This window comes from Bacillus sp. SG-1 (genome assembly GCF_000181495.1).
In the GTDB taxonomy this organism is placed as follows: domain Bacteria; phylum Bacillota; class Bacilli; order Bacillales; family Bacillaceae_B; genus Rossellomorea.
In genome coordinates this window covers 12,617-36,364 of the sequence record NZ_ABCF01000011.1, presented here as the reverse complement: position 1 = coordinate 36,364, position 23,748 = coordinate 12,617, and the positions used below count along the sequence as shown (strand labels likewise).

At 42.8% G+C, this 23,748-nt stretch carries 20 protein-coding genes and 1 riboswitch; of the genes, 10 read left to right on the top strand and 10 right to left on the bottom strand.

What is annotated here, in order from left to right:
- The first annotated feature begins 12 nt into the window (after nucleotides 1-12).
- Genes BSG1_RS08355 through BSG1_RS08340 form a run of 4 tightly spaced genes read left to right on the top strand, consistent with a single transcriptional unit; the run spans nucleotide 13 to nucleotide 4,024 of the window.
- Nucleotides 13-672, top strand: a complete 660-nt coding sequence (locus BSG1_RS08355) for a DUF4129 domain-containing protein (RefSeq protein WP_006836554.1) — start codon at nucleotides 13-15, stop codon at nucleotides 670-672.
- Entirely contained in the window at nucleotides 665-1,792 is a 1,128-nt protein-coding gene (locus BSG1_RS08350) for a DUF4350 domain-containing protein (protein WP_156791442.1), read from the top strand. The genes BSG1_RS08355 and BSG1_RS08350 overlap by 8 nt, the downstream gene beginning before the upstream one ends.
- A complete protein-coding gene (locus BSG1_RS08345; protein WP_044022613.1) occupies nucleotides 1,789-2,718 on the top strand; it encodes an AAA family ATPase in 930 nt (309 codons plus the stop codon). Before BSG1_RS08350 ends, BSG1_RS08345 begins: the two co-directional genes overlap by 4 nt.
- Nucleotides 2,669-4,024: a DUF58 domain-containing protein gene (locus tag BSG1_RS08340; RefSeq protein WP_232214216.1), complete on the top strand. Its 1,356-nt coding sequence runs from the start codon at nucleotides 2,669-2,671 to the stop codon at nucleotides 4,022-4,024. Before BSG1_RS08345 ends, BSG1_RS08340 begins: the two co-directional genes overlap by 50 nt.
- Here BSG1_RS08340 and BSG1_RS08335 read toward each other — a convergent pair.
- Nucleotides 4,002-4,979, bottom strand: coding sequence for a stage II sporulation protein M (locus BSG1_RS08335; RefSeq protein ID WP_006836550.1), 978 nt, complete (start codon nucleotides 4,977-4,979; stop codon nucleotides 4,002-4,004). The genes BSG1_RS08340 and BSG1_RS08335 overlap by 23 nt on opposite strands.
- Before the next feature lie 311 nt (nucleotides 4,980-5,290).
- Between BSG1_RS08335 and BSG1_RS08330 the strand changes: the two genes are divergently transcribed.
- Complete coding sequence (locus BSG1_RS08330) at nucleotides 5,291-6,100, top strand: RDD family protein (RefSeq protein ID WP_044022612.1); 810 nt, start codon at nucleotides 5,291-5,293, stop codon at nucleotides 6,098-6,100.
- Between the two features lie 126 nt (nucleotides 6,101-6,226).
- Here BSG1_RS08330 and BSG1_RS08325 read toward each other — a convergent pair whose 3' ends face one another.
- The 4 genes from BSG1_RS08325 to trhO form a co-directional block, all read right to left on the bottom strand.
- Nucleotides 6,227-7,189 carry a polysaccharide deacetylase family protein gene (locus BSG1_RS08325; protein ID WP_006836548.1) on the bottom strand — a complete coding sequence of 321 codons (963 nt, stop codon included), beginning with the start codon at nucleotides 7,187-7,189 and terminating at the stop codon, nucleotides 6,227-6,229.
- Nucleotides 7,186-8,535, bottom strand: coding sequence for a glycosyltransferase family 2 protein (locus tag BSG1_RS08320; protein ID WP_006836547.1), 1,350 nt, complete (start codon nucleotides 8,533-8,535; stop codon nucleotides 7,186-7,188). Before BSG1_RS08320 ends, BSG1_RS08325 begins: the two co-directional genes overlap by 4 nt.
- Nucleotides 8,536-8,550: 15 nt before the next feature.
- Nucleotides 8,551-9,414, bottom strand: coding sequence for a family 16 glycosylhydrolase (locus BSG1_RS08315; protein WP_156791441.1), 864 nt, complete (start codon nucleotides 9,412-9,414; stop codon nucleotides 8,551-8,553).
- A gap of 458 nt (nucleotides 9,415-9,872) precedes the next feature.
- The gene (trhO, locus tag BSG1_RS08310; RefSeq protein WP_044022611.1) at nucleotides 9,873-10,844 is read right to left on the bottom strand and encodes an oxygen-dependent tRNA uridine(34) hydroxylase TrhO; all 972 of its coding nucleotides are present in this window, start codon (nucleotides 10,842-10,844) and stop codon (nucleotides 9,873-9,875) included.
- A 267-nt stretch (nucleotides 10,845-11,111) separates the two neighbouring features.
- A riboswitch (cyclic di-GMP riboswitch) is annotated at nucleotides 11,112-11,198 on the top strand.
- Between the two features lie 71 nt (nucleotides 11,199-11,269).
- On the opposite strand from trhO, the gene BSG1_RS19790 reads away from it, so the two are divergent.
- Nucleotides 11,270-12,304 carry a GGDEF domain-containing protein gene (locus tag BSG1_RS19790; protein ID WP_052302375.1) on the top strand — a complete coding sequence of 345 codons (1,035 nt, stop codon included), beginning with the start codon at nucleotides 11,270-11,272 and terminating at the stop codon, nucleotides 12,302-12,304.
- Nucleotides 12,305-12,341: 37 nt separating this feature from the next.
- On the opposite strand, the gene BSG1_RS08300 is transcribed toward BSG1_RS19790, so the two are convergent.
- Both BSG1_RS08300 and BSG1_RS08295 read right to left on the bottom strand, forming a co-directional pair.
- Nucleotides 12,342-12,545: a hypothetical protein gene (locus tag BSG1_RS08300; RefSeq protein ID WP_044022610.1), complete on the bottom strand. Its 204-nt coding sequence runs from the start codon at nucleotides 12,543-12,545 to the stop codon at nucleotides 12,342-12,344.
- An 86-nt stretch (nucleotides 12,546-12,631) separates the two neighbouring features.
- Nucleotides 12,632-13,282 carry a plasmid pRiA4b ORF-3 family protein gene (locus BSG1_RS08295; protein WP_006836542.1) on the bottom strand — a complete coding sequence of 217 codons (651 nt, stop codon included), beginning with the start codon at nucleotides 13,280-13,282 and terminating at the stop codon, nucleotides 12,632-12,634.
- A gap of 112 nt (nucleotides 13,283-13,394) precedes the next feature.
- On the opposite strand from BSG1_RS08295, the gene BSG1_RS08290 reads away from it, so the two are divergent.
- Nucleotides 13,395-14,309: an acetamidase/formamidase family protein gene (locus tag BSG1_RS08290; RefSeq protein ID WP_006836540.1), complete on the top strand. Its 915-nt coding sequence runs from the start codon at nucleotides 13,395-13,397 to the stop codon at nucleotides 14,307-14,309.
- 540 nt (nucleotides 14,310-14,849) lie between these two features.
- Here the strand turns inward: BSG1_RS08290 and BSG1_RS08285 are convergent.
- The 3 genes from BSG1_RS08285 to BSG1_RS20825 form a co-directional block, all read right to left on the bottom strand.
- Entirely contained in the window at nucleotides 14,850-16,613 is a 1,764-nt protein-coding gene (locus tag BSG1_RS08285; protein WP_006836539.1) for a hypothetical protein, read from the bottom strand.
- 220 nt (nucleotides 16,614-16,833) lie between these two features.
- A complete protein-coding gene (murB, locus tag BSG1_RS08280; protein WP_044022620.1) occupies nucleotides 16,834-17,754 on the bottom strand; it encodes a UDP-N-acetylmuramate dehydrogenase in 921 nt (306 codons plus the stop codon).
- A 222-nt stretch (nucleotides 17,755-17,976) separates the two neighbouring features.
- A complete protein-coding gene (locus BSG1_RS20825) occupies nucleotides 17,977-18,126 on the bottom strand; it encodes a hypothetical protein (protein WP_156791439.1) in 150 nt (49 codons plus the stop codon).
- A 492-nt stretch (nucleotides 18,127-18,618) separates the two neighbouring features.
- Between BSG1_RS20825 and BSG1_RS08270 the strand changes: the two genes are divergently transcribed.
- The 3 genes from BSG1_RS08270 to BSG1_RS08260 all read left to right on the top strand — a co-directional run bounded on the left by BSG1_RS08270 (nucleotide 18,619) and on the right by BSG1_RS08260 (nucleotide 23,708).
- On the top strand, nucleotides 18,619-21,738 hold the full coding sequence (locus tag BSG1_RS08270; protein WP_006836536.1) for an LPXTG cell wall anchor domain-containing protein: 3,120 nt from the start codon (nucleotides 18,619-18,621) through the stop codon (nucleotides 21,736-21,738).
- Nucleotides 21,739-21,791: 53 nt separating this feature from the next.
- Nucleotides 21,792-22,499: a class D sortase gene (locus BSG1_RS08265; RefSeq protein WP_044022619.1), complete on the top strand. Its 708-nt coding sequence runs from the start codon at nucleotides 21,792-21,794 to the stop codon at nucleotides 22,497-22,499.
- A 738-nt stretch (nucleotides 22,500-23,237) separates the two neighbouring features.
- Nucleotides 23,238-23,708 (top strand): hypothetical protein, encoded by a 471-nt coding sequence (locus tag BSG1_RS08260; RefSeq protein ID WP_006836533.1) that lies wholly within the window; start codon nucleotides 23,238-23,240, stop codon nucleotides 23,706-23,708.
- Nucleotides 23,709-23,748: the final 40 nt, after the last annotated feature.

Genomic DNA, 23,748 nt, shown 5'->3' with positions numbered 1-23,748 from the left:
AGGTGAGGCCGAGTGCTTTATGAAAAAAATGCAAGAGATGAATTGCAGGATATCCTGGATGACCGGGAATACACGGTATATCAGCCGGAAAATCAGGGTTTCTCTCAAAGTCTCTGGGAAAAAATCAGGGACACCTTCATTGACTGGCTCAACAATTTGTTTCCAGGATACGCAGTTTCGCAGGGCGGCGGAACGATGATTACTGTGGTTTTGGTCATTTTGGGACTGGCCGCTCTCACCATTACTCTTCTTCTCGTTTCCCGCAATGTGATTAACAAGCGGAAATTTGCGCAGCAAAAGCCTCTTCAGCACCTTTCAGAAAAAGACTGGTCCTACAGGGAGCACCTGGCAGAGTCGCAGAAACAGGAAGAAGCGGAAGAGTATTCACCGGCAGTGCGCCATCTTTTCCTTGCCCTGCTGCTGTATTTTGATGAAAAAGAATGGCTGGCAGCAAGAAAATGGAAGACGAACTGGGATTACTACGAAGAGCTCGAGAAAGTGAACAAGGAGTGGGCAGAGCGGTTTTATTCCCTGGCATTGAAGTTTGACGAGGCGGCCTATGGCGGACGGGAGATTCAGCGGGAAGAATTCATTCCTTATAAAGAGCAGGCGATGAAATGGATGAATGAAACTCATGTGGAGAAGGAAGCTGAGGATGAAATGGATGGTTGAAAAAAATTCAAAACTCATCATTTTCGCTGTCATTCTGCTTGTCTTCGCCGTGCTGAGCTATATCATTGGAACCCGCGCCCCTAAAGAGTATCCTGACTTTCTTTCCGAGTCCCCTGCTCCGATGGGAACGAAGGCGATCTATACATATTTCAGCAATGAGCTTGATCATGTGGAGCGATGGACTCACTCTCCGAATCTCTTGAATAAGTCTGAAGATAACCAGCTGCTGCTGATGATTCAACCTTATTTTATTCCGGAAAGTGAAGAAACCGGGGAATATCTGGAGTTCATGGAAGAAGGGAATACAATCCTTCTTTTTAAAACTGTTCCCGATGGGATGTTTGATGTCAAAACGATCGGCGTTGATACGGAGGAAAAAGAGATTTCAACGGTCAAGGATGTTGAGGGTGCGATAAGGAATGCCTATATCCCGGCGCCCGTCCGCATACAGAAAAAGAATGAAGACGAAGTGCTGATTTCCGATGAAGCAGGGCCTATTGCCATTCAGCGGCCGGTAGGGGAGGGCAGTCTGATTGTCGTCACAGCCCCACATTGGATGACAAACAGTTCAATTTTGGAGGAAGATCACCTGTCACTCGCCCTGACCCTTATCAACGAAAGCAATCCAGGTGGAATTCTGTTTGATGAATATATTCATGGCAGGGACAGTGCTTCATCTGTTGCCACTCTGTATCCGAAGTGGTTTTTGATTCTGATGGTTCAGGGAGGTTTTCTTCTCATTTTATTCCTCTGGTATCGAGGCAAGCGCTTTGGACCAATTGAGACTGCGCGCGAAGAATACGTCAGGTTCAGCGACGAGCGGATCAAAGCTTTGGCTGCTTGGTACATTCGCGGAAAGAGATTCACAGATTCATTGAACATCCAGGCTGATTACGTCAAATTGCTCCTTCAGGAAAAATGGGGCATCGCCTATTCCCCGGAATGGTCGGACAGCACCGAGGGTCTCACGCGTAAATGGAAGTCCTCTACGGAAGAGGAAATCAAAAATTTTGTGGACGAATTGACCGCGGTTTTGGCAAAAGAAAAAATGAGTAAACAGGAATACTTATTATGGTCGAAAAAGTTGGATCGACTCAGGAAAGAGGTGGAGGAAGGATGAAGCCGGAATTAGCATCCTTACTGGAGAAATATGAAAGCAGGATATTAGGTCAGCGAACAAATCTGAGGCTGCTTCTTTCAGCAATTTTAGCAGGAGGGCATGTCCTCATCGAAGGGGTGCCCGGAACCGGAAAGACGCAGATGGTCCGTACGCTGGCAAACCTTCTCGAGGGAGAGTTCAGCCGTATTCAATTCACCCCTGACCTGCTGCCGAGTGATATTACGGGAAGCACGATTTACAATATGAAAGACAGTTCGTTTCAAACGTTGAAGGGCCCCGTTTTTACAAACATCCTTCTTGCTGATGAAATCAACCGGACACCGGCGAAGACGCAGGCTGCTCTGCTGGAAGCAATGGAAGAAAAACAAGTGACAATACAGGGGGAAACCTATCCATTGCCGGAAGTATTCTTTGTGGTGGCGACACAGAATCCTATTGAATTTGAAGGGACTTATCCGCTGCCTGAAGCCCAGCAGGACCGATTTTTGTTTAAACTGAACATTGACTTTCCCGAACTGGAAGAGGAGACAAGAGTCTTAAAGTCGGTCATTGAGGGAGTTTTCAGCAAGGGTTCAGTGGAACCGGCTCTAGACACAGAAACTTTCGCCAGTATCCGAAAAGAGGTTGCCAATGTGACCATCTCAGACAGCGTGCTCGACTATATCATGAAAATTGTCCGTAAAACTCGGGACACGGACGCCATCCGTTTTGGTGCGAGCACAAGGGCAGCGATTTCGATAGGAAAAGCGGCGCAGGCCTGGGCTTACATGGCCGGCCGGGATTATGTCACCCCGGACGATATCAAGATGACCGCCCGGCCTGCTTTAAGGCACAGAATCCAAATCTCGCCGCATATGGAATTGGAGGGAGCGACGGTTGATACGATCATTGAAGAACTTGTGGGGGCGGTTCCTGTTCCGCGATAAGGGGATTCTGCCGACTGGGAGGTTGATCCTTGCATTGACCGTCCTATCATTACTTCTGTTTTCGGGAGGTTTCTTCGGGATCACCTGGAATATGGTCATCACTGCTAACCTCGTTTTTCTTTTACTGAGTCTGATCGATTTGGCCATTTCTCCTCGGGAAAATGAGATTTCTGTAAAAAGGAAAATGCCTGAGGAAATGGAAAGAGCGTTACAGTATGACGTTGAGGTGAATATCACCAGCAACTCGCCTCATGGTTTTTCTTATAAAGTTGTAGATGGTCTTCCTCAGTCCTTTCAAAGGCCGTTTCCGTTAAAAGGTTCCGCTGGAGAAGGTGCAACAGCATTTTCATATAAAACGGCAGCACCCGTCAGAGGCCGGTATTCCATTGAAAAACTCTACTTACGGTACCGAAGCAGGCTCGGTTTATGGGAGAAACAAAAGACTTTTACAGTGGAAGAAAGCGTCAAAGTCATCCCTGATTTGTCGGACACGAAAAGATTCCTTGAGGATGCCCAGCAGTTCTTGCTTTACGAAGGATTGAAGATCCGCAAGATGAAGAGCGGAGCAGGGGAGTTCTCAAAAATACGAAACTATGCCGTCGGAGATGATCCGAGAATGATCAATTGGCGGCAAACGGCCAAACTCCGTGAAGTTATGACCAATGAGTATGAGCCTGAACACGGCAAGTACATTACGGTCCTGATCGACTGCGGCCGTATGATGGGGGCCGAGCTGACGAAAGGAAATCGCTTGGAGAGAGCTTTGGAGGCGGCAATGACAGTGAGTGCTGCCGCTTTGCAAAAGGGAGACTACGTTTCCGTCCTGGCTTTTTCCAGGGACGTCAAAGTCTTTGTGCCACCGGCAAAAGGAATGGCTCATCTGCAGACGATCCTTCAGAGTATTTACAATCTGGAAGTGGATTCTGCGGAATCCAATTATGCGGCAGTGCTCAGCTACTTGCAGACCGTTCAAAAAAAACGCAGCCTGCTGTTGTTGTTCAGCGACGTCGGTTCCTTCCTTCATGAGGGAGGAGCGTTGAACTACCTTCACCGTCTGCGCCAACGGCATTTATTTTTAATGCTGGGGATAGAGGACAGGACACTGCTGAGCCGAGCGGCGGAGGAACCTCAAACTGTGAAAAGCACGATGATTAAAAGCATGGCTCAAAAACAGCTGCTTGTTAAGAAGCGGGAAAAAGCCAAGTGGGAAAAAAGAGGCCTCCAAATGGCGGAGGCCCGGGAAGAGAAGCTGGCAGCTGCTGCCGTTTCTCACTATATCGATATCATGAACCGGGGATTGCTGTAGTTTTTTTCTTCAGCAACATAGTTCCGACAAGGATATAAAGAATCAATCCGATCACCGTCAGGCCGGCAATCAAGTATTTAGCCTCTAATGACAGAGTGGAAGGTGTAATGAACCCTTCAATGATCCCGGCAATGACAAACAGCGGGATTGTGCCCAGAAGCAGCAGGACAGAGCGTTTTGCCTGCTGCTTTAATTGATAGCCGCGAGAATAGCGGCCCGGCACGAACAGCTTGTATCCCATGAGGAGACCGGCTCCGCCAGCAATGAAAATCGCCGTTAGTTCGATCATTCCGTGCGGCACGATGTATGCCCAGAATTCATAACTTTTTCCATAGTGCCAAAAGAGAGCGGCAATCGCACCAACAATGATGCCATTATAGATAAGAAGGTACACTGTCAAAAGACCGAATGTGATTCCGCCGGCGAATGCCAGGAAGGCGACCTGTATATTGTTCGTCATGATGGAGGCCGACATCATCGGGGCATCCACATGGCCCTCATTTTCACCGAGCCTTTCCGGGTCAAAATTCTGCGCCATATTTTCCGGCAGCACTGAATAAATATGAAGCGGATCATCGGCAACTGAGAAGAAGCTTCCGGCTGCTCCGAGTGTAAACAAAATCATCGCAAAAACGACCATCTTCCATTGTTGGAGGAAGAGCCCGATAAAAGTTACACCGAAAAAGTGCCGGACCTGCTTCCAGCTCGATGTTTGGTCGCGATATAAAAGATTATGAGATTTAGAGACAAGTTCATTCAAATAAGGTGTGACGTCTTCGTGGGAAAAATAAGTCTGGCTGTAGGAAAGATTCTGGGCAGCTTTCTGATAAAGACGGCTGAAGTGGTCGATATCAGCTCCCTTGATTTTGTTTTTTCTTTTATGCATGGTCGAGATCAGTTCCTCCAGAGCTTTCCAATCCTGGCGATGCTGCTGGATGAATTGTTTTGAGTTCATGGGAACACCTGCTTTTTTGGGGAAGTGTGTTTGACAAATTCCGGGTGGTGCCTGGTACTTGTCGAGTAATCGGTATGTATTCAAGCGTGCTCAAGCGTCGAGCGTTTAAGGTTGCATGCCTTGCGTAATCCTGGAATAGGTTAGGTATTACTGTTGTTTTACTCATCTCCAAGAGCATATGAGCACCCGCTCGTGTTATGTAACGAGGAAACATTTTTCGCTTTCAGAGAGATTTAATCTGTTACGTCACTTTGCCGGCCGGTTCCGTCTTCTATATTATAATACAAAAATCTGGAAAGGAGGAACCGAATATGAAAGATGAACAAGTCGATATAAAAACGCCCGAATATGTGTCCCTGCAGTTTCAGACGGCCGGGCTCGGAAGCAGGGCTGCTGCTTTTTTAATAGATCAGTTGCTGCTGACGGTCATTAATATTCTGGTCGTGATCGGGCTGGCGATGTCCCTGAATCTATCAGCGGAGAACGCTTTCTTCGAGGCACAGGCTTTCCATTCCGGGACAATTGCTACCGCAGTGGTAGCACTGTTTGTGTTGAACTGGGGCTATTTTTTCGCCTATGAGTTTTTTTCAGGAGGAAGAACACTAGGAAAGAAGTTGATCGGTATCCGAGTCATCCAGGATAACGGCCAGAGTATCACGCTTCTCTCAAGCTTCATACGCAATCTCATGAGAATTATTGACATGCTGCCGGCTTATTACTTTGTCGGCATGCTGATGGTGTTCTTTCATGGAAAGCACAAGCGACTTGGTGATTTAACAGCCGGAACGATTGTCGTACATGAAAGAAAGAAGAAAAAATCGAAGAAAAAGAGTTTCATTGAAAAAGAGATTGAGTCCCGGGGTCTGAGCAAAGAAAGCTTCGATATCGGGGAAGGAGCCCTTAAAGCTCTGGGTGCTAAAGAGTGGAAACTGCTGCGAACCTACAGCCAGCGGTTCATGGGAGTCGAACAGAATCAAAGACTTGTATTGACCAGAAAGGTTGCCGAAATCATCCTTCCTAAAGTTGGTCTGGCAGTAGAAAGGCAGACAGAAGAAGACCTCGAAAACATCCTGCTCGTCCTCTACCTCCAACTCAAAGAAGAGTGGGAATTCGAACTCTGATGCCCTGACACTTTATCACTCTAAAGCCCTAAGAGGGACAGTCCCTCTTAGTACTGGAACGCGTTAATAAACTAAAAGGGACTGTCCCTTATCGTGCTTTAAAGCGATAAAGGATAGTCCCTTTTCCTATTGTTGGACACGCTCGATAAATGTATCGAGACCCACATTATGATAGATTTGGAATCTTGGAATTTCATAGATGTGATGATCGCGTGTGGCAACTTCATTTTCTACTGTGAAGGCCATTTTGAACCCGAGATTTTTTAAGATCCTGATGGTGTCAGGTGTATATTCACCATAAGGGTAGGCGAATCCAAGGTTTTCGCCGTTGAGGTTATGGATACTGGTCTTGATATCGTTATAAACTTCCTCATGTGACTTTGATGTAAGAAAGGCAGGGTGAGTTCCCCATTCATTTACCGGTTTTTCTTCATCGCGTTTATGATAGCTGTACGTATGGCTTTGGAAGTCAAAGACGTCACAGGCTTTCTCCATTTCCTTCATACTGAAGTACTGTGCAAGCTCTGGAGAAAAGGAGTATCTTTTATTCGTGATAGCCCCAGTAACAATAAAATTGGTCGCTTTAAAGCCATATTTCTCTAAAATCGGGAATGCTTCTTCATAATTGTCTTTAAATCCATCGTCAAATGTTAGGACGACACTTTTATCAGGAATCTCAATGTCTTCATTCAAATAGGCGTAAAGCTCTTTCATCGTCAGAGTTACGTATCCATTTTCGTAAAGGTAGTTCATCTGCTTTTCAAATTCTTCCGTGAACACGATCATGGAGTTGATTTTTCCATTAATAGAGTGGGTGTCATTGATATCTTCCTGGCTGATAATCCGGTGATAGGTAAGAATCGGAATGGCATCTGCAGGCTTTCCATCAATCACAAAGTTTCGCACTTCAGTTTCAGATCCTTTTTTACAAGCCCCCATATCCACCTGTTCTTCTGCAGGAAATAGACCATCATGTTCTTCAGCCAGCAGGGAATATTCATCTATCGTCATACTGAACCCAATTCCAATGACGCTCAAAAGTGCTAAAAATCCGAGGGCAAAAGCAGTTTTTCCAAAGGTGTTTTTCATGTATTCCCGGCTCCTTTCCAGGTAAGTTTTCCGGAACGTTCCAACTTGTCCCAAGCATGAGGACTGTGAAAGTAGGATAGTGTTCCATACACCACGAATGATAGATTGATCAGCATCCTGAATACAATGATATCGATTGGCAGGAAGAGTAAGAATCGTAAAAGGTCTCTCTTAGAGAACTTTAATCCGTGAAGGTAGCTGACAAACATGGTTGTCAGGCTCTGATAGACAAAAAGCAGGAATGCCCCCGACATCAGCATCAGCAGAAGAGTAAGCTGGCCGCCGTTAAAGTAAAGCAGAACAGGGGTCAGTAACACAGGGAATGCACTCAAAGTGCCGATTGTAAACTGATCGACCAGAAAGAATATCGAGAATTTTTTAGGAAGCTTGCGGAAATAACACTTCCGATAGTATATAAGACAGTCGATGAAAGCCTTCTGCCAGCGGACTCGCTGTTTGAACATATTCTTTAAGGTGCTTGGACATTCAGTGTAACAAAGGGCAGTCGGAACAAAGGTGATACTTTCCTTGTTCCCCCGCTCTTTTATCCACTTGTGAAGTTTTAACGTGATGTCCATATCCTCCCCAACCGTTTTCCGGAAACCTTTTATAGCAAAAAGGGTCTCTCGTCTGAACGCCCCGAAAGCACCTGCAATAACGGTAATCGAATTCATGGCTGCTTGTGCTCTCTTATGTAGATAAAAGGAAGATAAATATTGCAGGAACTGAAACTTAATCACATTGTTTACTTTTAAAGTCGGTTTCAAATTCTCTAATGAACCGTTAAACGCCTGGGAAATCAAGACATTGCCGCCGCAGGCAAGGACGCTTTTCTTTTGGAAAGCAGCATTCATTTCATTCAGAGAATTTTTTTCTAAAATACTATCAGCATCAAGCGTCACAACAATTTCATTTTCGCTAAAATTGATTCCGGCATTAAGAGAGTCTGCTTTACCACCATTTTTTTTATTAATCACAAAAATCGAAGGAAACTTCTTTGATTGATAAAAACCGGTGACTCTCTCGTGTTTTAAGCGCGTATCGATCATCCGGCTTGCAGGTTTCAACTGAAGTACCTCGTGTAAAACCCTGAGGGTATTATCTTTTGAGCCATCATTCACGATGAGCAGCTCAGCATTTTTATACTCAACCTGTCGAAAACCTTCAATGCAGTTTTCGATCACTTTTTCTTCATTATAAGCAGGGACGATGACGGAAAAACTATGATTCTTCGTAATTCTGACTTTATGTTTTTTCTCATTTTTAAACAATGGGATGAGCACATAGATGGTTTGAAATATAACGAATGATAAAAATACCGCAAAAGTGATGTATAGCATTGTCATAGTTTTTCCTCCTCACTATTGTTGCTGGAAAACCTGCTGCTGATAGACGCGGACATGGTCAATCAGCATCTCTTTAGGATACTCTGCATCCGGGTCAGGATCGCCGGGCCAGTCCCCGCCGATTGCTGTGTTCAAATAAAGATACATTGGCATGTCGGGGGAAAGGACTTCTGATTCAAAAACAATGTTGCCATCGAGTGTCCAAGTTAACTTATCCGGTTCCCAGATCAAGCCGAAATCATGGAATTCTTTTGTAAAATCAATTTCTTCACTGATATAGTGGGAGAAATCCCTCATGCGCTCACCGTTTTCGTTTTCCCAGTGGACGACCTGAACATATTCGTTGGGATTCTGACCGAGGAAATCCATAATGTTGATTTCGGGAAGCCAATCCTCTTCGCTGGGGACCATCCAAAAAGCGGGGAACAAGCCTTGGCCTTCAGGAAGCTTTGCCCTGATTTCGACCATCCCATAGCGGAATTGAAATTTATTTTCTGTCGTGACGGCACCGGACGTGTAATCACGGCCTCTGAATTTCTCTTTGTTACTCTCGATGACTAAATGGCCATCTTTGATATCAACATTTGCAGGGGAGTAGTACTGCAATTCATTATTCTTTTCTGATGGCCAGTTCTGCTCATTCCAGTTGGAAAGTGATTCCTCGTTGGAAAATTCGTCATGCCAGACCAATGTCCATCCATCGATTTTCGTATCTTTTTCTTCCCATTCTTCCTTGAGGTTTTTAGGCTGGGGGTTCTTGACTTCTTCTGCCTTGACTTTAGGCTGTGAGGTTTGTGTCAGGTCTGCAAAAAACTCTTTTTGGGCGCTGCATCCTGAGAGGAAAAGCGCAGAAACGATCACTGTAGATAGTATTCGCATTATAGTACCTCCTGAGTTAGATTTCTTAATTGAGAACGACTAAAACAAAAAAAAGAAAATAAAAGTCTGAGAGTTAGTGATTCGTAATGGAGAACGAAAGGTGGTTAAAAAGAACCCTCAGCGGAAAAGGGAACCATTGAAAAGTATTAAAATCATAGCTTAGCTTGGATGACTGAAAAGAATAAAATTACTTAGACGAAGTTTTATTATGTAATCACTTTGTTGGATATGAATAATTATGTGTTAGTTGTTCGTTATAATGGATACCCGGATAAACAACATCTAAACACACCTAAACAAAATTTCTTGTGTGCTTTATTGCTTTAAAGCCCTAAGAGGGACAGTCCCTCTTAGCGGATTAACGCATTACCGTACTAAAAGGGACTGTCCCTTTTAGTACGGTAATGCGTTAAACAAATAAAAGCTTGAGGACCAGGGTCCTCAAGCTTCCTTATAAGTTAGGCTGTTACGCCATCTTCCTCTTCAATTCTTCTTAGTCTTTCTGCGACTTCTTCTTCAGAAAGGTTGTGCTCCATCACGTAGCGGTTCTCTGAATGAGTACGGCATTCGTGAGAGCAGCTTCTCATATACTTATGCTCGTTTTCTTCAGAGCAAAGAATTTTTCTGTTACATGGAGGGTAAGCACAGTTCACATAGCGCTCACATGGTTCCCCAGTGTAGTAGTCTTTCCCGACAACAACATGTTCTTTGCGGTTCACTGGTACAGCAATTCTTTCATCGAACACATAAAGCTGTCCGTCCCAAAGGTCGCCTTGAACCTCAGGATCATAACCATAAGTAACGATACCGCCGTGCAGCTGAGCTACATCCTCGAAGCCTTCACGCTTCAGCCAGCCTGAGAATTTTTCACAGCGGATTCCACCCGTGCAGTAAGTGATGACTTTCTTGCCTTCAAGCAATTCTTTATTTTCACGGACCCAGTCAGGAAGATCACGGAAAGTTTCCACATCCGGTCTGATTGCTCCTCTGAAGTGTCCTAAATCATATTCATAATCGTTTCTTGCATCAAGCACGACTACATCATCTCGTTGGATATGCTCATAAAATTCTTTAGGGCTCAAGTACTCGCCAGTGATTTCATGTGGGTTGATATCATCTTCAAGTCTTAAAGTTACAAGCTCAGGACGATGTTTAACTTTTAATTTTTTGAATGCATGATCTTCTGCTTCATCAATTTTAAATACCGTATCATGGAAGCGGTGATCATTTTTCATCATTTCCATATATTGTTCTGTCGCTTCGTAAGTACCGGAAACCGTTCCGTTGATCCCTTCTTTTGCGATCAGAATGCGTCCTTTAAGGCCCATTTCTTCACAGCGCTTCTTGTGATACTTCGTGTAAGCCTCTGGATCCTCAATTGTTACATAGTTATAGTACAGAAGAACTCTGTATGGTTGTGTTTCGCTCATATTCATTTCCACCTATCGATTTATATTTGCAAGATATAAATGCCAGATGCCATTTCTCTTACGATTTACTATTATAGCAAAAAAGTGATAAAAATATTAGTGGAAATTTTTATTACAGATTAACGTAGTGAGGAGATGAGGATTTCATCACTTTATCATATTAAAGCACTAAGAGGGACTGTCCCTCTTAGTGCTTTAATATGGTAAAGAATACACTTGTATTCCAATTAATAGAAGTGTAGAATATAGGTAATAAGAACTAATAAATTTAAATATTGGCAAATCAGTCGAAAGGCTGGGACGCAAAACTACAGGGGCTACCATCCAATAAGGATATGCCAGCCAGTTGCACACACCACGGTATTGCGCCCTCTTTGAGTGCGTTTTTTATTTGCACAGGATTTGTGGATAGGGAGAGAATGGCCATGACAAAGGGAATACCGTTATCACTTCAAAAGTTAAAACATCGCTTTTATGCTGTGCTGCTTCCTATCTTTCTTTTTGTAGCCAGTCTAGGTTGGTATGAAGAAAGCCAATCGGATTCACCTGACCGGATTAATATGGTCATATTGCCGACGCTCATACTATTTTTTATTATTTCCTCGTGGATTGTATTTTTCAAAAAGGATTGGATTGAAAATACAGAAAAATTCAATATTATAGCCATATGTCTGGTGAGTGCCATTAAATTCACATATGTCGTCAGCTATGAACTGGAACAAACAGGAACACTTGGGACTTTTACCTTTTGGATGCCGATTTTCTATATGTTTTTGTTCTTCCTGCTGAATAGCAGGTTGGCTCTTCTTACAATAGCGATTACTTATATATGGTTTCTAGGTGTTGGTGTATACAAGTTTCCGGAGTTAATTGGAACCCCGGCAGCAACCATCCTGGTTCAATATATGTTTGCCAACCTTGTCTTCATTCTTACCCTGTTCTTTCTGCAGACGGTAAAGCAAAGATATATTAAGGCGGAAGTGATGGAAGAACTCGCAAATACAGATTATCTGACAGGATTGCCAAATAGAAGAAAAATTGATCAAGCACTGCATCAAGCTTTAAAAAAACAGCAAAAAATTTCGATTATCTACCTGGATATCGATCATTTCAAACAAATCAATGATACTTTTGGCCATACTGCGGGTGATGAGGTATTAAAGGAATTTACCAATGAAACGTTAGAGGTCTTGAAAGAAGAAAATATGCTGGGCCGGTGGGGCGGAGAGGAATTCATGATAATCCTCAAAAATGATCTCAATGAAGCTGCTATTCTTGCGGAGAAAATCAGAGCACATATTGCTCAGCACCGTTTTGAGGCAGTCGGTTCATTAACAGCCAGTTTTGGTGTCACTGCTTTACAGGAAGGTGATACCCTCGATACCCTCCTGAACAGGGCAGATAAAGCTCTATATAAAGCGAAAAATAGCGGACGGAATAAAGTTGTCTCCAATAGATAAAAAAGCAGTCTGGCAAACACACCAGACTGCTTTTCCATTATTCCTTAACTTCTTTAACCGCTACATGAGTAACTTTGTTTAACTGAATTCTGTATAAAACATCATCTTCCTTAAAAACAAAGTGATTCGAGTCATTTCCGAAGATTTTGTGAAGCACCGTAGCTTCTGTCCGTTCTTCTTCTATTAAAAAAGAGACCGTATTTTCATTATCAAAATGAAATTCTACATGAAATTTTTTCAATGTGTTTTCTCCTTTCGAATGTCTGTTTGTCAATTAATAGTTTCCCGCTGAGAAAGGAGATAAACGTTTGAAAGGAGAATTAGATCTTAATCCAACACTAACTTACTTAAAATCTCATTCGTCTCTTCCAAGTCAAAGTGTTCAGGGTCCAGGTCCCGTAGATATTGAATCTCTTCGTCATCTGCTTCAGGGGCCTTCAGCCGTTCCACTAATTCTATGTAACACTCTATGCCGCCGCAGTCTTCAGGAGGGCGCGCCCGTTTTCCTTTCAGGCACTTAGGAGAAGCCAGTGTTTCTTCCTCTAAGACTTTCTCAAGTAATATGCTGTGTTCCCAGTTATCACCGAAATCATAAGTGTAATCAAGCTTTTGCCCTTCTTTTATAAGCACATTCCCCAGCAGTACTTCTCTGGTTTCGTGGATTTCCTGGAACTTTGAACTCCCCCAATCTTCCTCTTGATCTAATTTAAACAATACGTTCCCCATTCGAAATTCATATAAATGAGTATCCGTCCATCCCATAACAGCCTGAATAATTTGATGAAGACCATGAAGAGTGATGTCATCCTGCACAAGGATTCTTCTCCAAATAGGGTGCTTGGCTTTTTTTAACGAAACCTTTAACTGATAGGTATTTCCTTTAGTCCGGGCTTTATAATCAACTTTTGCCCCTTTATCAAGTCTGTTTTGCTTTTTTATGATATCTACGATTTGTTCTTGAAGGTGCTTAAGGTTCATTTGGTGAAAACAAAACCTCCTTTTTCAATTATAGTAACGAAAAGAAAGGAAAGTGGCCATAGGAGGTCGAAAATAATAATGCAGGCTAAGAAAAAAGAAAGAAGGGATTGCATTGTTAACGATTAATAAGGACCGAATTTTTTATTCATTCACTAAGGAAAATAGTATTTCACATAGAGTAGCTTCCGGCACGACTCTTGCAATAGAAACATGTGACTGCTTTCAGGATCAGATCACTTCGGAGGAAACGGAACTGAAGGCGTTGGATTGGAATCAAATCAATCCGGCAACAGGTGCAGTCTACGTTGAGGGAGCCAACCCTGGTGATATTTTAAAAGTAAAAATCGAAAAAATTGAACTCGGTGATAGAGGAGTCATGATGGTGCAACCGGGACTGGGAGTCATGGGACACAGAATTGAGGAGTCTCAGGTAAAGATGATTCTGATTGAAGGGAATGAAGCAATTTTTAGTGAGGAGATCAGAGTTCCGCTGAATCCGATGATCGGGGTCATTGGAGTGGCACCTGAAGAAGGGGCGGTTTCCAATGGGACGCCAGGAGCTCACGGCGGAAATATGGATACGAAGCTTATTGCAGAAGGAAGCACATTGTATTTGCCTGTTTTCCAGGAGGGAGCTTTGTTTGGACTCGGTGACCTTCATGCAGCAATGGGGGACGGGGAAATCAGTGTGAGTGGTATAGAGATTCCAGGTGAAGTGACGGTCACGTTAGAAGTGGTAAAAGGGTCATCGATTCCTTATCCATTTGTGGAAACGAGCGAAGGACTTGCTGTTATTGTTTCTAAGGAAACGGTAGATGAAGCAGCAAAAAGTGCAGTCGAAATCATGATTGATGCGATGCTGCCGCAAACCGATCTGACCCTGAATGAATTGACGATGTTATTCAGTGCTGCTGGTCAATCACAAATCTCACAAATTGTTGATCCACTGATGACTGCCAGATTTTTTGTACCGAGCTATTTATTAGATAAGATAGGAAAACCGGAATTTCTGGTTAAAAAGGAATAATTCTGAGGTTTTTATATAACGCTGTTTTCGTATAAATTGTTGCTCTCGGAAAAATCCAAAGAGCCGGATTTTTCCCTTGGAGACAAGGGCTTTTTTCTCTATACAAGATAAATTAGCTCTTTTATTGATTGCTGCCAGCTTATTTTCTGTGAATCAAGGCATATCTCATGGAATTTATATTAAATAGCAACAAAGTTTAAGAAAAGAGCCTTATATAAAATAACTAGGCCTGCCAGGACGGGTGGTAATAAATGGGGATTTCAGGCACTCTGTTTCAACAACGACCGCTGGCTGATGGCTTTTAGAATAAACAGTTTATCCTGCGGCGTAAGCATTCTCCAGCTTTTCACTTTAATCTTCATAAGAATCGCTCCTTTTTTGGATTTATATTATGGATTTCTTGATGAAGAACTGGCCTAGTTTTTTTATCTATTAAGGTAATACCCAGACTTAAACAAAATATAAACAACAAAAATCCCAACAATTTCCGAGGAAATATGTCGAAGGACCGAGGAGACAGCTATCTTGCCTCCTCGGTCCTTACATATCAGTATCTTTATGAAAATACCTATAAGTCGTCACCAAGCCGCCTATATAAAGCATGATAGCGAAATAAGCCGGCAGCAAGTGTATGAAACTTGTATAGCCAATGGCAAAATGAACATAAATGCCGGCAATGAATGCTGGAAGGCCGCCAAAGAGGAACGTCCGCCACACCCATCTGTTTCCCTGCTGAAAACCCCAAAGCGCCAATAATAAAACGAGCAGTCCGACACTCAACAAAGCACTGCCGAAACCTGCGCGATCATGTGCAATTACAGGAATCAGCCTCTCATTGAAAGCCTCCAGCATTTCGGGTGTCATGCACAGGTATAGCAGGTCGGTCGGAACGAAAACGGTTGTGACTCCATACAGAGAAATGATGACCCCTCCCAAAACAAAGGAAAAGCCCAGCAGGACAAAAAGGAATTGTCCAAGCAAGGATGCTTTCCATATGCGGTGGTTCCTTCGATTCTTAGAAGAGGGGGTCCCTCGAATACCTTTGGTTTTTATAAAACCAACAATATAAAAAGGGAGCAGGACAAGCCAAAAGAGCAGGTGAAGCCAATCAAAATAACCGAAGCCAATGAAAGCAAAGATTCCCAGGAAGCCAACAATAGCGGCCTTATCAATGGCTTGCTTTGCCCATCGTAATTGATTCCTAACCCCGTATTTGGCAAGGTTCATATAGACAATGCCGCCTGATATCATGGTACCTGCAAGAGTCATCCTGTCATGGGCCATGAATAACATAATCCGCTTATTATACGCCCAAATCTCTTCCTTTTTCATCCCCAAAAACAATTCATCATAAGGCAGGACAATAGAAGTGATGCTGAATATAAGAGCAAGAACTCCTCCAAGAAAAATGAATAAACCGAAAAGCCAATAAGCAAACCAGCCGGGCTGCAGGGCAGGTGGCGCTTCTTTTGAGACCAGGGCTTCTTTAATCCTTTTCGTCAGGCCGGGACCTGAAAATACATAGCCTCCGGATAACATAACAGAGTCGGCCCCTGCCTCCAGCAGATGAAGAGCATCCTGAGGCTCTAAAATGGACCCCGATGTCAGTATGGTTTTCGAAAATCCTTTTTCCCGCAATTGTTTTACCTTAAGAAAATTGTCCGGAGTGTATTGTTCACCCAATTCAAGAACTATGCCGGAAAATTGGTGAAGTTCATTAACGCTAAGTTCGCTAGGATTTGAGATTGCAAGATAGATAGGTTTATCTGATGTTAAAGGGACCAAAAGGTTATCTACAATGAAAGCATCCGCAGTCTTTTCAAGTTCCCCAACCATTGCCTGTAATTCATGGTCAGTCCCAGTAATCCTGATGAAAATCGGCTGCTTCTTCTTGATGTTTTTAAGCCTTTCAGTGACGGATTTCAGTCCAAGTGATTCACCTTCCGGAAAGCAGATCTGTAGGTCTTCATAGTCTACTAAAGGATCCGAAAGATTTTTCGTTCCTTGCAGAGAGACCGGTCCAATCTCAAGAAACCCAAATCCTAAATTAGCAAACGCCTTGGTGCCGGAAAGAAAAGGGTCAACCTTCCCTGAAAGCCCGACTGGATTAGAAAAAGTCAGCCCATCTATATGTCGGGAGAGGGAGGGGAAGCTTTCTTCGCGGCCTAAAAAATTGATGATATGAGGACCACAAGGAAGGGAGGCAATCCTGTTCATCCCTTTATGAATGAATTCCCGGGAAGTAACGGGGGATAGTTTATTCAGGATAGGTTTGAAAATAACATGATAAGACCAATCAGGCATGTCAATTACTCGCATTCTAAAAAGCTTCAAGGATAGTTTACCATTTTAATGACTTGCTGAAGTGAGGAGATTAAAGATTAAGGGATAATTCCAGTTCCAAATACTGGTGGGCAATCTTGTTCTTCCCTCAGATAACTTGAAGGCCGGGTGCCTGTCCCTTGCCCTTAAAAACCCAACAACAAAAAAACTGCGTATCCCAAACGGTACGCAGTCTTCCCAATTATTCTAGATCCTCGCCGATTATCCGCACTTCACGTTCAAGATCGACATTAAATTTCTCTTTCACCGTCTTCTGCACATGTTCAATCAAAGAGATATAATCCTTTGCCGTTGCATTATCTTTATTGACAATAAAACCGGCATGCTTGGTTGACACTTCAGCGCCGCCGATATTCTTGCCTTGCAGCTGGCTGTCCTGAATCAATTTTCCGGCAAAATATCCTGGAGGACGCTTGAAGACAGATCCACAGGAAGGAAACTCAAGCGGCTGCTTGGACTCACGCTTATAAGTCAGGTCATCCATAATGGCTTTAATTTCCTCGTATTTCCCCGGTTTCAACTTAAAGGTCGCTTCCAGCACAATATCCCCATTATCCGGAATGTTGCTCGTACGGTAATCCAAATCGAACTCGGAAGCCAGCCTCTTCACAAGATTTCCTTCTTTATCCACAACATAAGCGTAATCGAGGACATCCTTGATCTCACCGCCGTAAGCACCGGCATTCATATACAGGGCGCCACCGACCGTTCCCGGTATTCCACAGGCAAATTCAAGTCCGGACAGACTTTCGGCCAGTGCCCGTCGGGAAGCATCGATGATCCGTGCCCCGCTTTGGGCGACAATGGTCGTTCCATCAGTGGAAATATCATCAAGGTGCTTCAAGTTGATGACAATTCCGCGGATGCCGCCATCTTTAATGATCAAATTAGACCCATTTCCAAGCAGCGTAAAAGGAATATTCTCCTCATTCGAAAGCTTCACAACATTTTGGACTTCTTCATATGTCGTAGGCGTGATGAAGAAATCCGCTTTCCCGCCAAGCTTAGTATAGAGGTGGTCTTTCAGCATTTCATCCACTTTAATGTTTTCGGTTTTTACTACATCCAGCAATTTATCATGAATTTTTTTGTTATCGATCATAAACATCATTCCCATTTCAAGTTTTATTTCCCCTGTAGGTACATGACTTGCTTCTATAATTATATGCCTAATCCCGCCTAAAGTTAAACTTTTTGAGGGAGGGAATTTTCAAGTTCATTCATTCATCATAATACAAAGTGGAGGTTTTTTGAATGGGAAATAGTCCTATTCAAAGAGAGGAAGAAAGTATGTAGGAAAACCAACTCCCATGGGGGAAGTTGATCAGTCTTGTATAAGGTTAAAACGATGGTATTCAATTTTATTCTTGATCTTTGCTTTGATTCCTTCATCCAGGCAGCCTTCCAAGATAGCTTTGTTATAACCCAGCATAAATTGGTGCCAGAAGAGACGTAATTTAACAAAGGATTTCATTGTGGCTTCCTCCCTAATAGATTCTCTATTCATATTTTCACCCTTTTCATGGGTTATAAACCTCAAGTAATTTCTTGGACTGACCGTTAATAACGTGCCGATTCTCATAAGTGGAAAATTATTCATAATTGATTCTTCCAGAAAAATATACAAAAAAATTTAGGACTTTGGTTTATCGAGTTTTCTTCCGGGTAATTCCCCCATTGTAAGCCGCTTGCTAAATAGGTAAAAAAAGGTACATACATAACTAACATAGAATGGACGAAAATGTGACCGGTTTACTATGAAAAGGCTTACTCACTTTCTGATTGGAAGGAGGTAACGCATCAGCGCTAACCAGCGGGGGATTTATAAGCCCTGAGTTCGATTTTATAACTGGATTGATAATTGAATACGACAGACAGAAGAAGACCACTTTCATTGGACGACGTACGATCGATTTATGAAATTGAATCACTTAAACTATTAAACTACTGGAAAGAGGTATGAAAATTGAAAAAGAACAGCTCGAAGATTTTACCACTCACACTTAGCACAACGTTAACGTTATTCAGCTTCAGTGCCCTGCCAGCCGCAGCGAATACGAACGAGGAAACAAATGCTCCGGTAAATGTTTTAAATGAAACGAAGGCAGATACGGAAAAAACAGCCGAGCTGAAAACTGCTGAAACCTCCACCCAAACTGAAGCAGATTCCAACACAGAGGCTGCTGCCTCTAATGAAGAACAAACAGCTCAAGAAGTAACTAGTGAAGAAGCAAATGCTGATTCTGAAGAAGCGACTGAAGTGGATCAACCAGCAAAAACGGATGATACAGTAAAAGAAACTACTGAAACAGGTGAAGAAGCGAACGTAGAGGATGCTGAAGCGGGAGAAGCTTCCAGTGAAACAGATTCAGATATCTTTGAATTAGTTAAGGCGATTCTTACAGGAGAAATTTCGGCTGCTGCGTTGGTATTGACTGATGGCTCACGGGTTAATCTTGGATTTGAAAATGGTACATGGACTTGCTTGAATTCGGATATTCTTGACGATGTGGCTGGATTAGAAGTAGAAACTGCAGGTGAAACATATACGTTTCTTTATGCGGATCTACTTGAAGAGATTTCAGCCTATGTTGCTGCCTGGATCAATGCAAATGTAACAATTGCTGAAGAGGAAGAGCCTGCAGAACTCCTTACAGACGTTAACGTTGTGCTGCATGAGGATGTTACCGTACAAGCGGCGAGTCTTCAACTTGAAGATGGGACTCTTGTAGGGCTTGATGTTAATAATGATTACGCTATTGTAGGTGATACCGAAGTTGAAGCGGACAGTGTGACAAAGCTGTGGCTGACGATTGAAGGAGAAGAATACGAAATTGACCTAAGTGATGTCGAGGCTGAGAATGGTGTGCTGACAATCACTGTTACAGCAGATGACTTAGATCTTGACGTTGATTTAGTGACAGAAATCAACTTAACTCTCCCGGAAGATATTGAAGCAGAAGAGGTAAAATTAGTTCTAGCAGATGGGACATTAGTAGAGTTGGAAGAATCTGATGATGATTCATACGTACTTTTAACGGAAGATAATGTATCTGTAGATGAAATCGTTCAGCTGTGGTTATCAATTGACGGAGAAGAATTTACTATCGACCTTGATGACATTGATCTTGATGGTGGCGTGCTAAATATCGAAGTAGAGGATGCCGATTTGGACCTTAACGTTGATTTAGTTACAGAGATTAACTTATCTCTTCCAAATGATGTTGAAGCAGAAGAGGTAAAATTGGTTCTAGCAGATGGGACATTAGTAGAGTTGGAAGAATCAGATGATGATTCATACGTACTTTTAACGGAAGATGATGTATCTGTAGATGAAATCGTTCAGCTGTGGTTATCAATTGACGGAGAAGAATTTACAATCGACCTTGATGACCTTGATCTTGATGGTGGCTTGCTGTCAATCACAGTAGAGGAAGCCGATTTGGACCTTAACGTTGATCTAGTTACAGAGATTAACTTATCTCTTCCAAATGATATTGAAGCAGAAGAGGTAAAATTAGTTCTAGCAGATGGGACATTAGTAGAGTTGGAAGAATCTGATGATGATTCATACGTACTTTTAACAGAAGATAATGTATCTGTAGATGAAATCGTTCAGCTGTGGTTATCAATTGACGGAGAAGAATTTACAATCGACCTTGATGACCTTGATCTTGATGGTGGCTTGCTGTCAATCACAGTAGAGGAAGCCGATTTGGACCTTAACGTTGATCTAGTTACAGAGATTAACTTATCTCTTCCAAATGACGTTGAAGCAGAAGAGGTAAAATTGGTTCTAGCAGATGGGACATTAGTAGAGTTGGAAGAATCTGATGAGGATTACTATGTTCTAGGAACAGAAGTTGAAGTGTCAATTGATGAGATTGTTCAACTTTGGTTATTAATTGACGGAGAAGAATTTACAATCGACCTGGATGACCTTGACCTTGAAGAAGGTGTGCTAAATATCGAAGTAGATGAAGCCGACCTGGAGCTGGATTTAACAGCAGTGACAGAAATCAACTTGACTCTTCCAGAAGAAATCGAAATCGACGATGCGGAGCTTGTCCTGGTTGATGGAACCGTTATTGAGTTGGAAGTGACGGATGAACTTACCTTCTTGTTTGAAGAAGAACTATACCTCGAGAATATAGCCTATCTTTCATTAACTGTTGATGGTGCCGAGTATACAGTCGACCTTTCAGAAGCAGACCTTGAGGAAGGGGTATTATCTGTCGGATTAGATCTGGATGTATTCTTCGATGCAGTAACAGAGTTAGATTTGAACCTTCCGGAAGGGTTGGATATTGAAGGAGCCACAGTGAGATTAACAGATGGTTCATTGATTGACCTAGAAGTAACGGAAGACCTATTGTTCCTATTTGAAGATGGAGAGCTGTATCTTCAAAATGTAGCTGCACTTTGGTTGGTGATTGATGGGGAAGAAATTGAAATTGATCTGACAGAGTGGGATTACGAGGTTTCTGGAGAAGGCCTCCTAAGCATTACACTGCCGGAAGATTTCCTAGACTCCTTGGTAGACGATAATGACACAGAGGTTGAATTCCTGACAGGCCTAACAATCAATCTTCTGAATTTCACTGGAGATATCGACAGTGCCGTATTGATTTATGGAGACAATGATCGTTTAGACCTGGACATTGTAGATGGAACCCTTGTATTGAATCTAGAAGATTTGGAGCTTGAATTAGAAGATCTTTTAGACTTAGAGATCGTCATTGATGGAGAAACTTACTTAATCGATTTTGATGAAGATTCATTGACAGAAGTTGATGGAGAAGTGACATTTGACATTGATTTTGATGTAGACATCGATGAGGACAGTGATTCCGATACAGATACTGATTCGGATACAGATAACGATTCTGACTCGGACTCGAACTCGAACTCGAGCTCTGACACAGATGAAACCATAGCAGGTAAGGATTCAGATAATGATACCAAGAAGAGTGGCATGCTTCCATATACAGGGGAAAGCAGCAACCTGCTGTTCTATCTGACAGGTCTGCTCATTAGTGCTTTTGGTGTACTGAACTTAAGAAAAAGAAAGTTAAACAAAGAGTAAAATAAAGAGCAGGAGAGGGTAATTCCTCTCCTGCTATGTTCATGAGGTGGATGATGAAAAAAGTAATTGCATTTCTACTAATCTTCATTGGTCTGGGAGTCATGCTGTATCCAGAGGTAACGGATTACTACAGTGCGCATAAGCAAGAAGAGCTGATTGATATATGGGAAAATCAGGAGTTTGCACCCGGCGAGGATATTGGGATTTTCGAACAGACGAATGAACAAACAGCACAAACAAGCTACGTTCAGTTAGATTCTATTTTTCCTTCTTCAGAAGGGACGGTTCAAGCTGCTGAAATAGAGTCTAGTCAGGAAGGACACAATGAGCCCGAGGCCGAAGCAGCAGAAAGAGAACAGCCTCTAAGTGAAAGTATGATGGGAATCATTACAATTGATAAAATTGATGTGAAACTTCCTATATTATATGGAGCTTCTCAATATAACTTAAAATATGGAGCGGGATATCTAAGCGGGTCAGCCTTGCCTGGCCAAAATGGAAACAGTGCGATTGCCGCGCACCGCAGCCGTGAATACGGGAAGATGTTCAACAGACTCGATGAAGTGCAGGAAGGCGATTTGATAACGGTAAAAACGAGAGAGGGCACACATGAATATAAAGTGACAAGTACGAAAATCGTCAAACCGAGTGACCTTTCCGTGCTGCAAAATAGCAGTGAAGCAACTTTAACATTAATCACCTGTGATCCAATTGACAACCCGATAAACCGGTTGATCGTAAAGGCTGAAAAGGTGAAATGATGAAGTTTTTAAAGTAACGGGTCCATTTATCGGAGAAGAAGCAAATATAACACAATTAGTGGAGGACGAAATTGCTTATGAATTTCGTCCTTTTTGCTGCTAGAAAGATATTTTTTATTCATCACAGAAGAAGAAATAACAGATGTATGCATAATAGTACTGTTTGGAATATATGTTCAAATTGATGTTAATGCACCTTGTTATTTATAACTTAATTTATAAAATATGTGGATTGGAGCGAAAGGTGTTCGACCTCCTGCGGGAATAGCGGGACGTCTAGTTCCAGCGCCTAGCCCCTCGGGGTCAAATAACCCAGAGAGATTAAAAGGAAAGGTCGCCTTTTATTCTCTCCTGAACATTTGCCTGTCGGGGCTGACCAAGGCGCTTCCACTTTTGATGACAGGTGAGACCCCCAATCCAGTTGCAGCGCCCAGCCCCTCGGGGTCAAATAACCCTCAGCAAATAAAAGGGAAGATCACCTTTTTTTGCTGAGGAACATTTGCCTGTCGGGGCTGAACAGGGCGCTTTCACTTTTTATACAGGCGAAGCCGAGGAGGCTCAACGCCCGCCCCGCGGAGTCGTACGCCTGCAGCGGAAATCCTAGCAAGAAACTGTGTTGGTTTCTTATGGCTTTCCCGAGTTTAATGCCGTTGGTGAAAAGGTTGCTTTCTTTTTTCGTTCATAGTCTCCTTAAGGTTGTCATACCTATAAATATGGAACTTGATAAGGAGATCACTTATGCGGAGAAGAAGAAATTTCCCCCTTCCTGTAATAGTTGCAGGCATCAGCATCATCATTATCTTGGCATTTGTTCTACGTTCCTGTGCAGGAGGCAGCACACCTCCCTCTTCGCCGGAAAGCGTCATTAAACAGTTTTATGAGTATGAACAAGATGCCGACTTTGGAAATGCCTGGGAACTGCTTCACCCCGAAATGAAAAAACGCTTCAGTAAATCCTCCTATATCCAGACGAAGAACCATGTGTTCCTAGGTCATATGGGCGTTGAAACGTTTGACGTGGAAATCGCCGAAATGGAAAAACTGGAAGAATGGAAAATGTCAAAGGACGGACCGGTTTTCAAAAATGTGACAGCAGCATCCATTACCATGACTTTCGACAGTCAGTTTGGCCTGTTGAAAATCAGCCAGAAGTGTTATTCCGTTCTGGAAAAAGGAGAATGGAAAGTGGTCTGGGATTATCATTTTTAAATTCTTTAAAAAAACAGGTTTTAAAGTTAGATCGCCGGGT

Excerpts from the sequence above, each read along its gene's own strand:
- BSG1_RS08350 (WP_156791442.1), top strand. The coding sequence starts at position 665 with ATGGTTGAAAAAAATTCAAAACTCATCATTTTCGCTGTCATTCTGCTT.
- BSG1_RS08345 (WP_044022613.1), top strand. The coding sequence starts at position 1,789 with ATGAAGCCGGAATTAGCATCCTTACTGGAGAAATATGAAAGCAGGATA.
- BSG1_RS08335 (WP_006836550.1), bottom strand. The coding sequence starts at position 4,979 with ATGAACTCAAAACAATTCATCCAGCAGCATCGCCAGGATTGGAAAGCT.
- BSG1_RS08330 (WP_044022612.1), top strand. The coding sequence starts at position 5,291 with ATGAAAGATGAACAAGTCGATATAAAAACGCCCGAATATGTGTCCCTG.
- BSG1_RS08325 (WP_006836548.1), bottom strand. The coding sequence starts at position 7,189 with ATGAAAAACACCTTTGGAAAAACTGCTTTTGCCCTCGGATTTTTAGCA.
- BSG1_RS08320 (WP_006836547.1), bottom strand. The coding sequence starts at position 8,535 with ATGACAATGCTATACATCACTTTTGCGGTATTTTTATCATTCGTTATA.
- BSG1_RS08315 (WP_156791441.1), bottom strand. The coding sequence starts at position 9,414 with ATGCGAATACTATCTACAGTGATCGTTTCTGCGCTTTTCCTCTCAGGA.
- trhO (WP_044022611.1), bottom strand. The coding sequence starts at position 10,844 with ATGAGCGAAACACAACCATACAGAGTTCTTCTGTACTATAACTATGTA.
- BSG1_RS19790 (WP_052302375.1), top strand. The coding sequence starts at position 11,270 with ATGACAAAGGGAATACCGTTATCACTTCAAAAGTTAAAACATCGCTTT.
- BSG1_RS08295 (WP_006836542.1), bottom strand. The coding sequence starts at position 13,282 with ATGAACCTTAAGCACCTTCAAGAACAAATCGTAGATATCATAAAAAAG.
- BSG1_RS08285 (WP_006836539.1), bottom strand. The coding sequence starts at position 16,613 with ATGCCTGATTGGTCTTATCATGTTATTTTCAAACCTATCCTGAATAAA.
- murB (WP_044022620.1), bottom strand. The coding sequence starts at position 17,754 with ATGATCGATAACAAAAAAATTCATGATAAATTGCTGGATGTAGTAAAA.
- BSG1_RS20825 (WP_156791439.1), bottom strand. The coding sequence starts at position 18,126 with ATGAAATCCTTTGTTAAATTACGTCTCTTCTGGCACCAATTTATGCTG.
- BSG1_RS08265 (WP_044022619.1), top strand. The coding sequence starts at position 21,792 with ATGAAAAAAGTAATTGCATTTCTACTAATCTTCATTGGTCTGGGAGTC.
- BSG1_RS08260 (WP_006836533.1), top strand. The coding sequence starts at position 23,238 with ATGCGGAGAAGAAGAAATTTCCCCCTTCCTGTAATAGTTGCAGGCATC.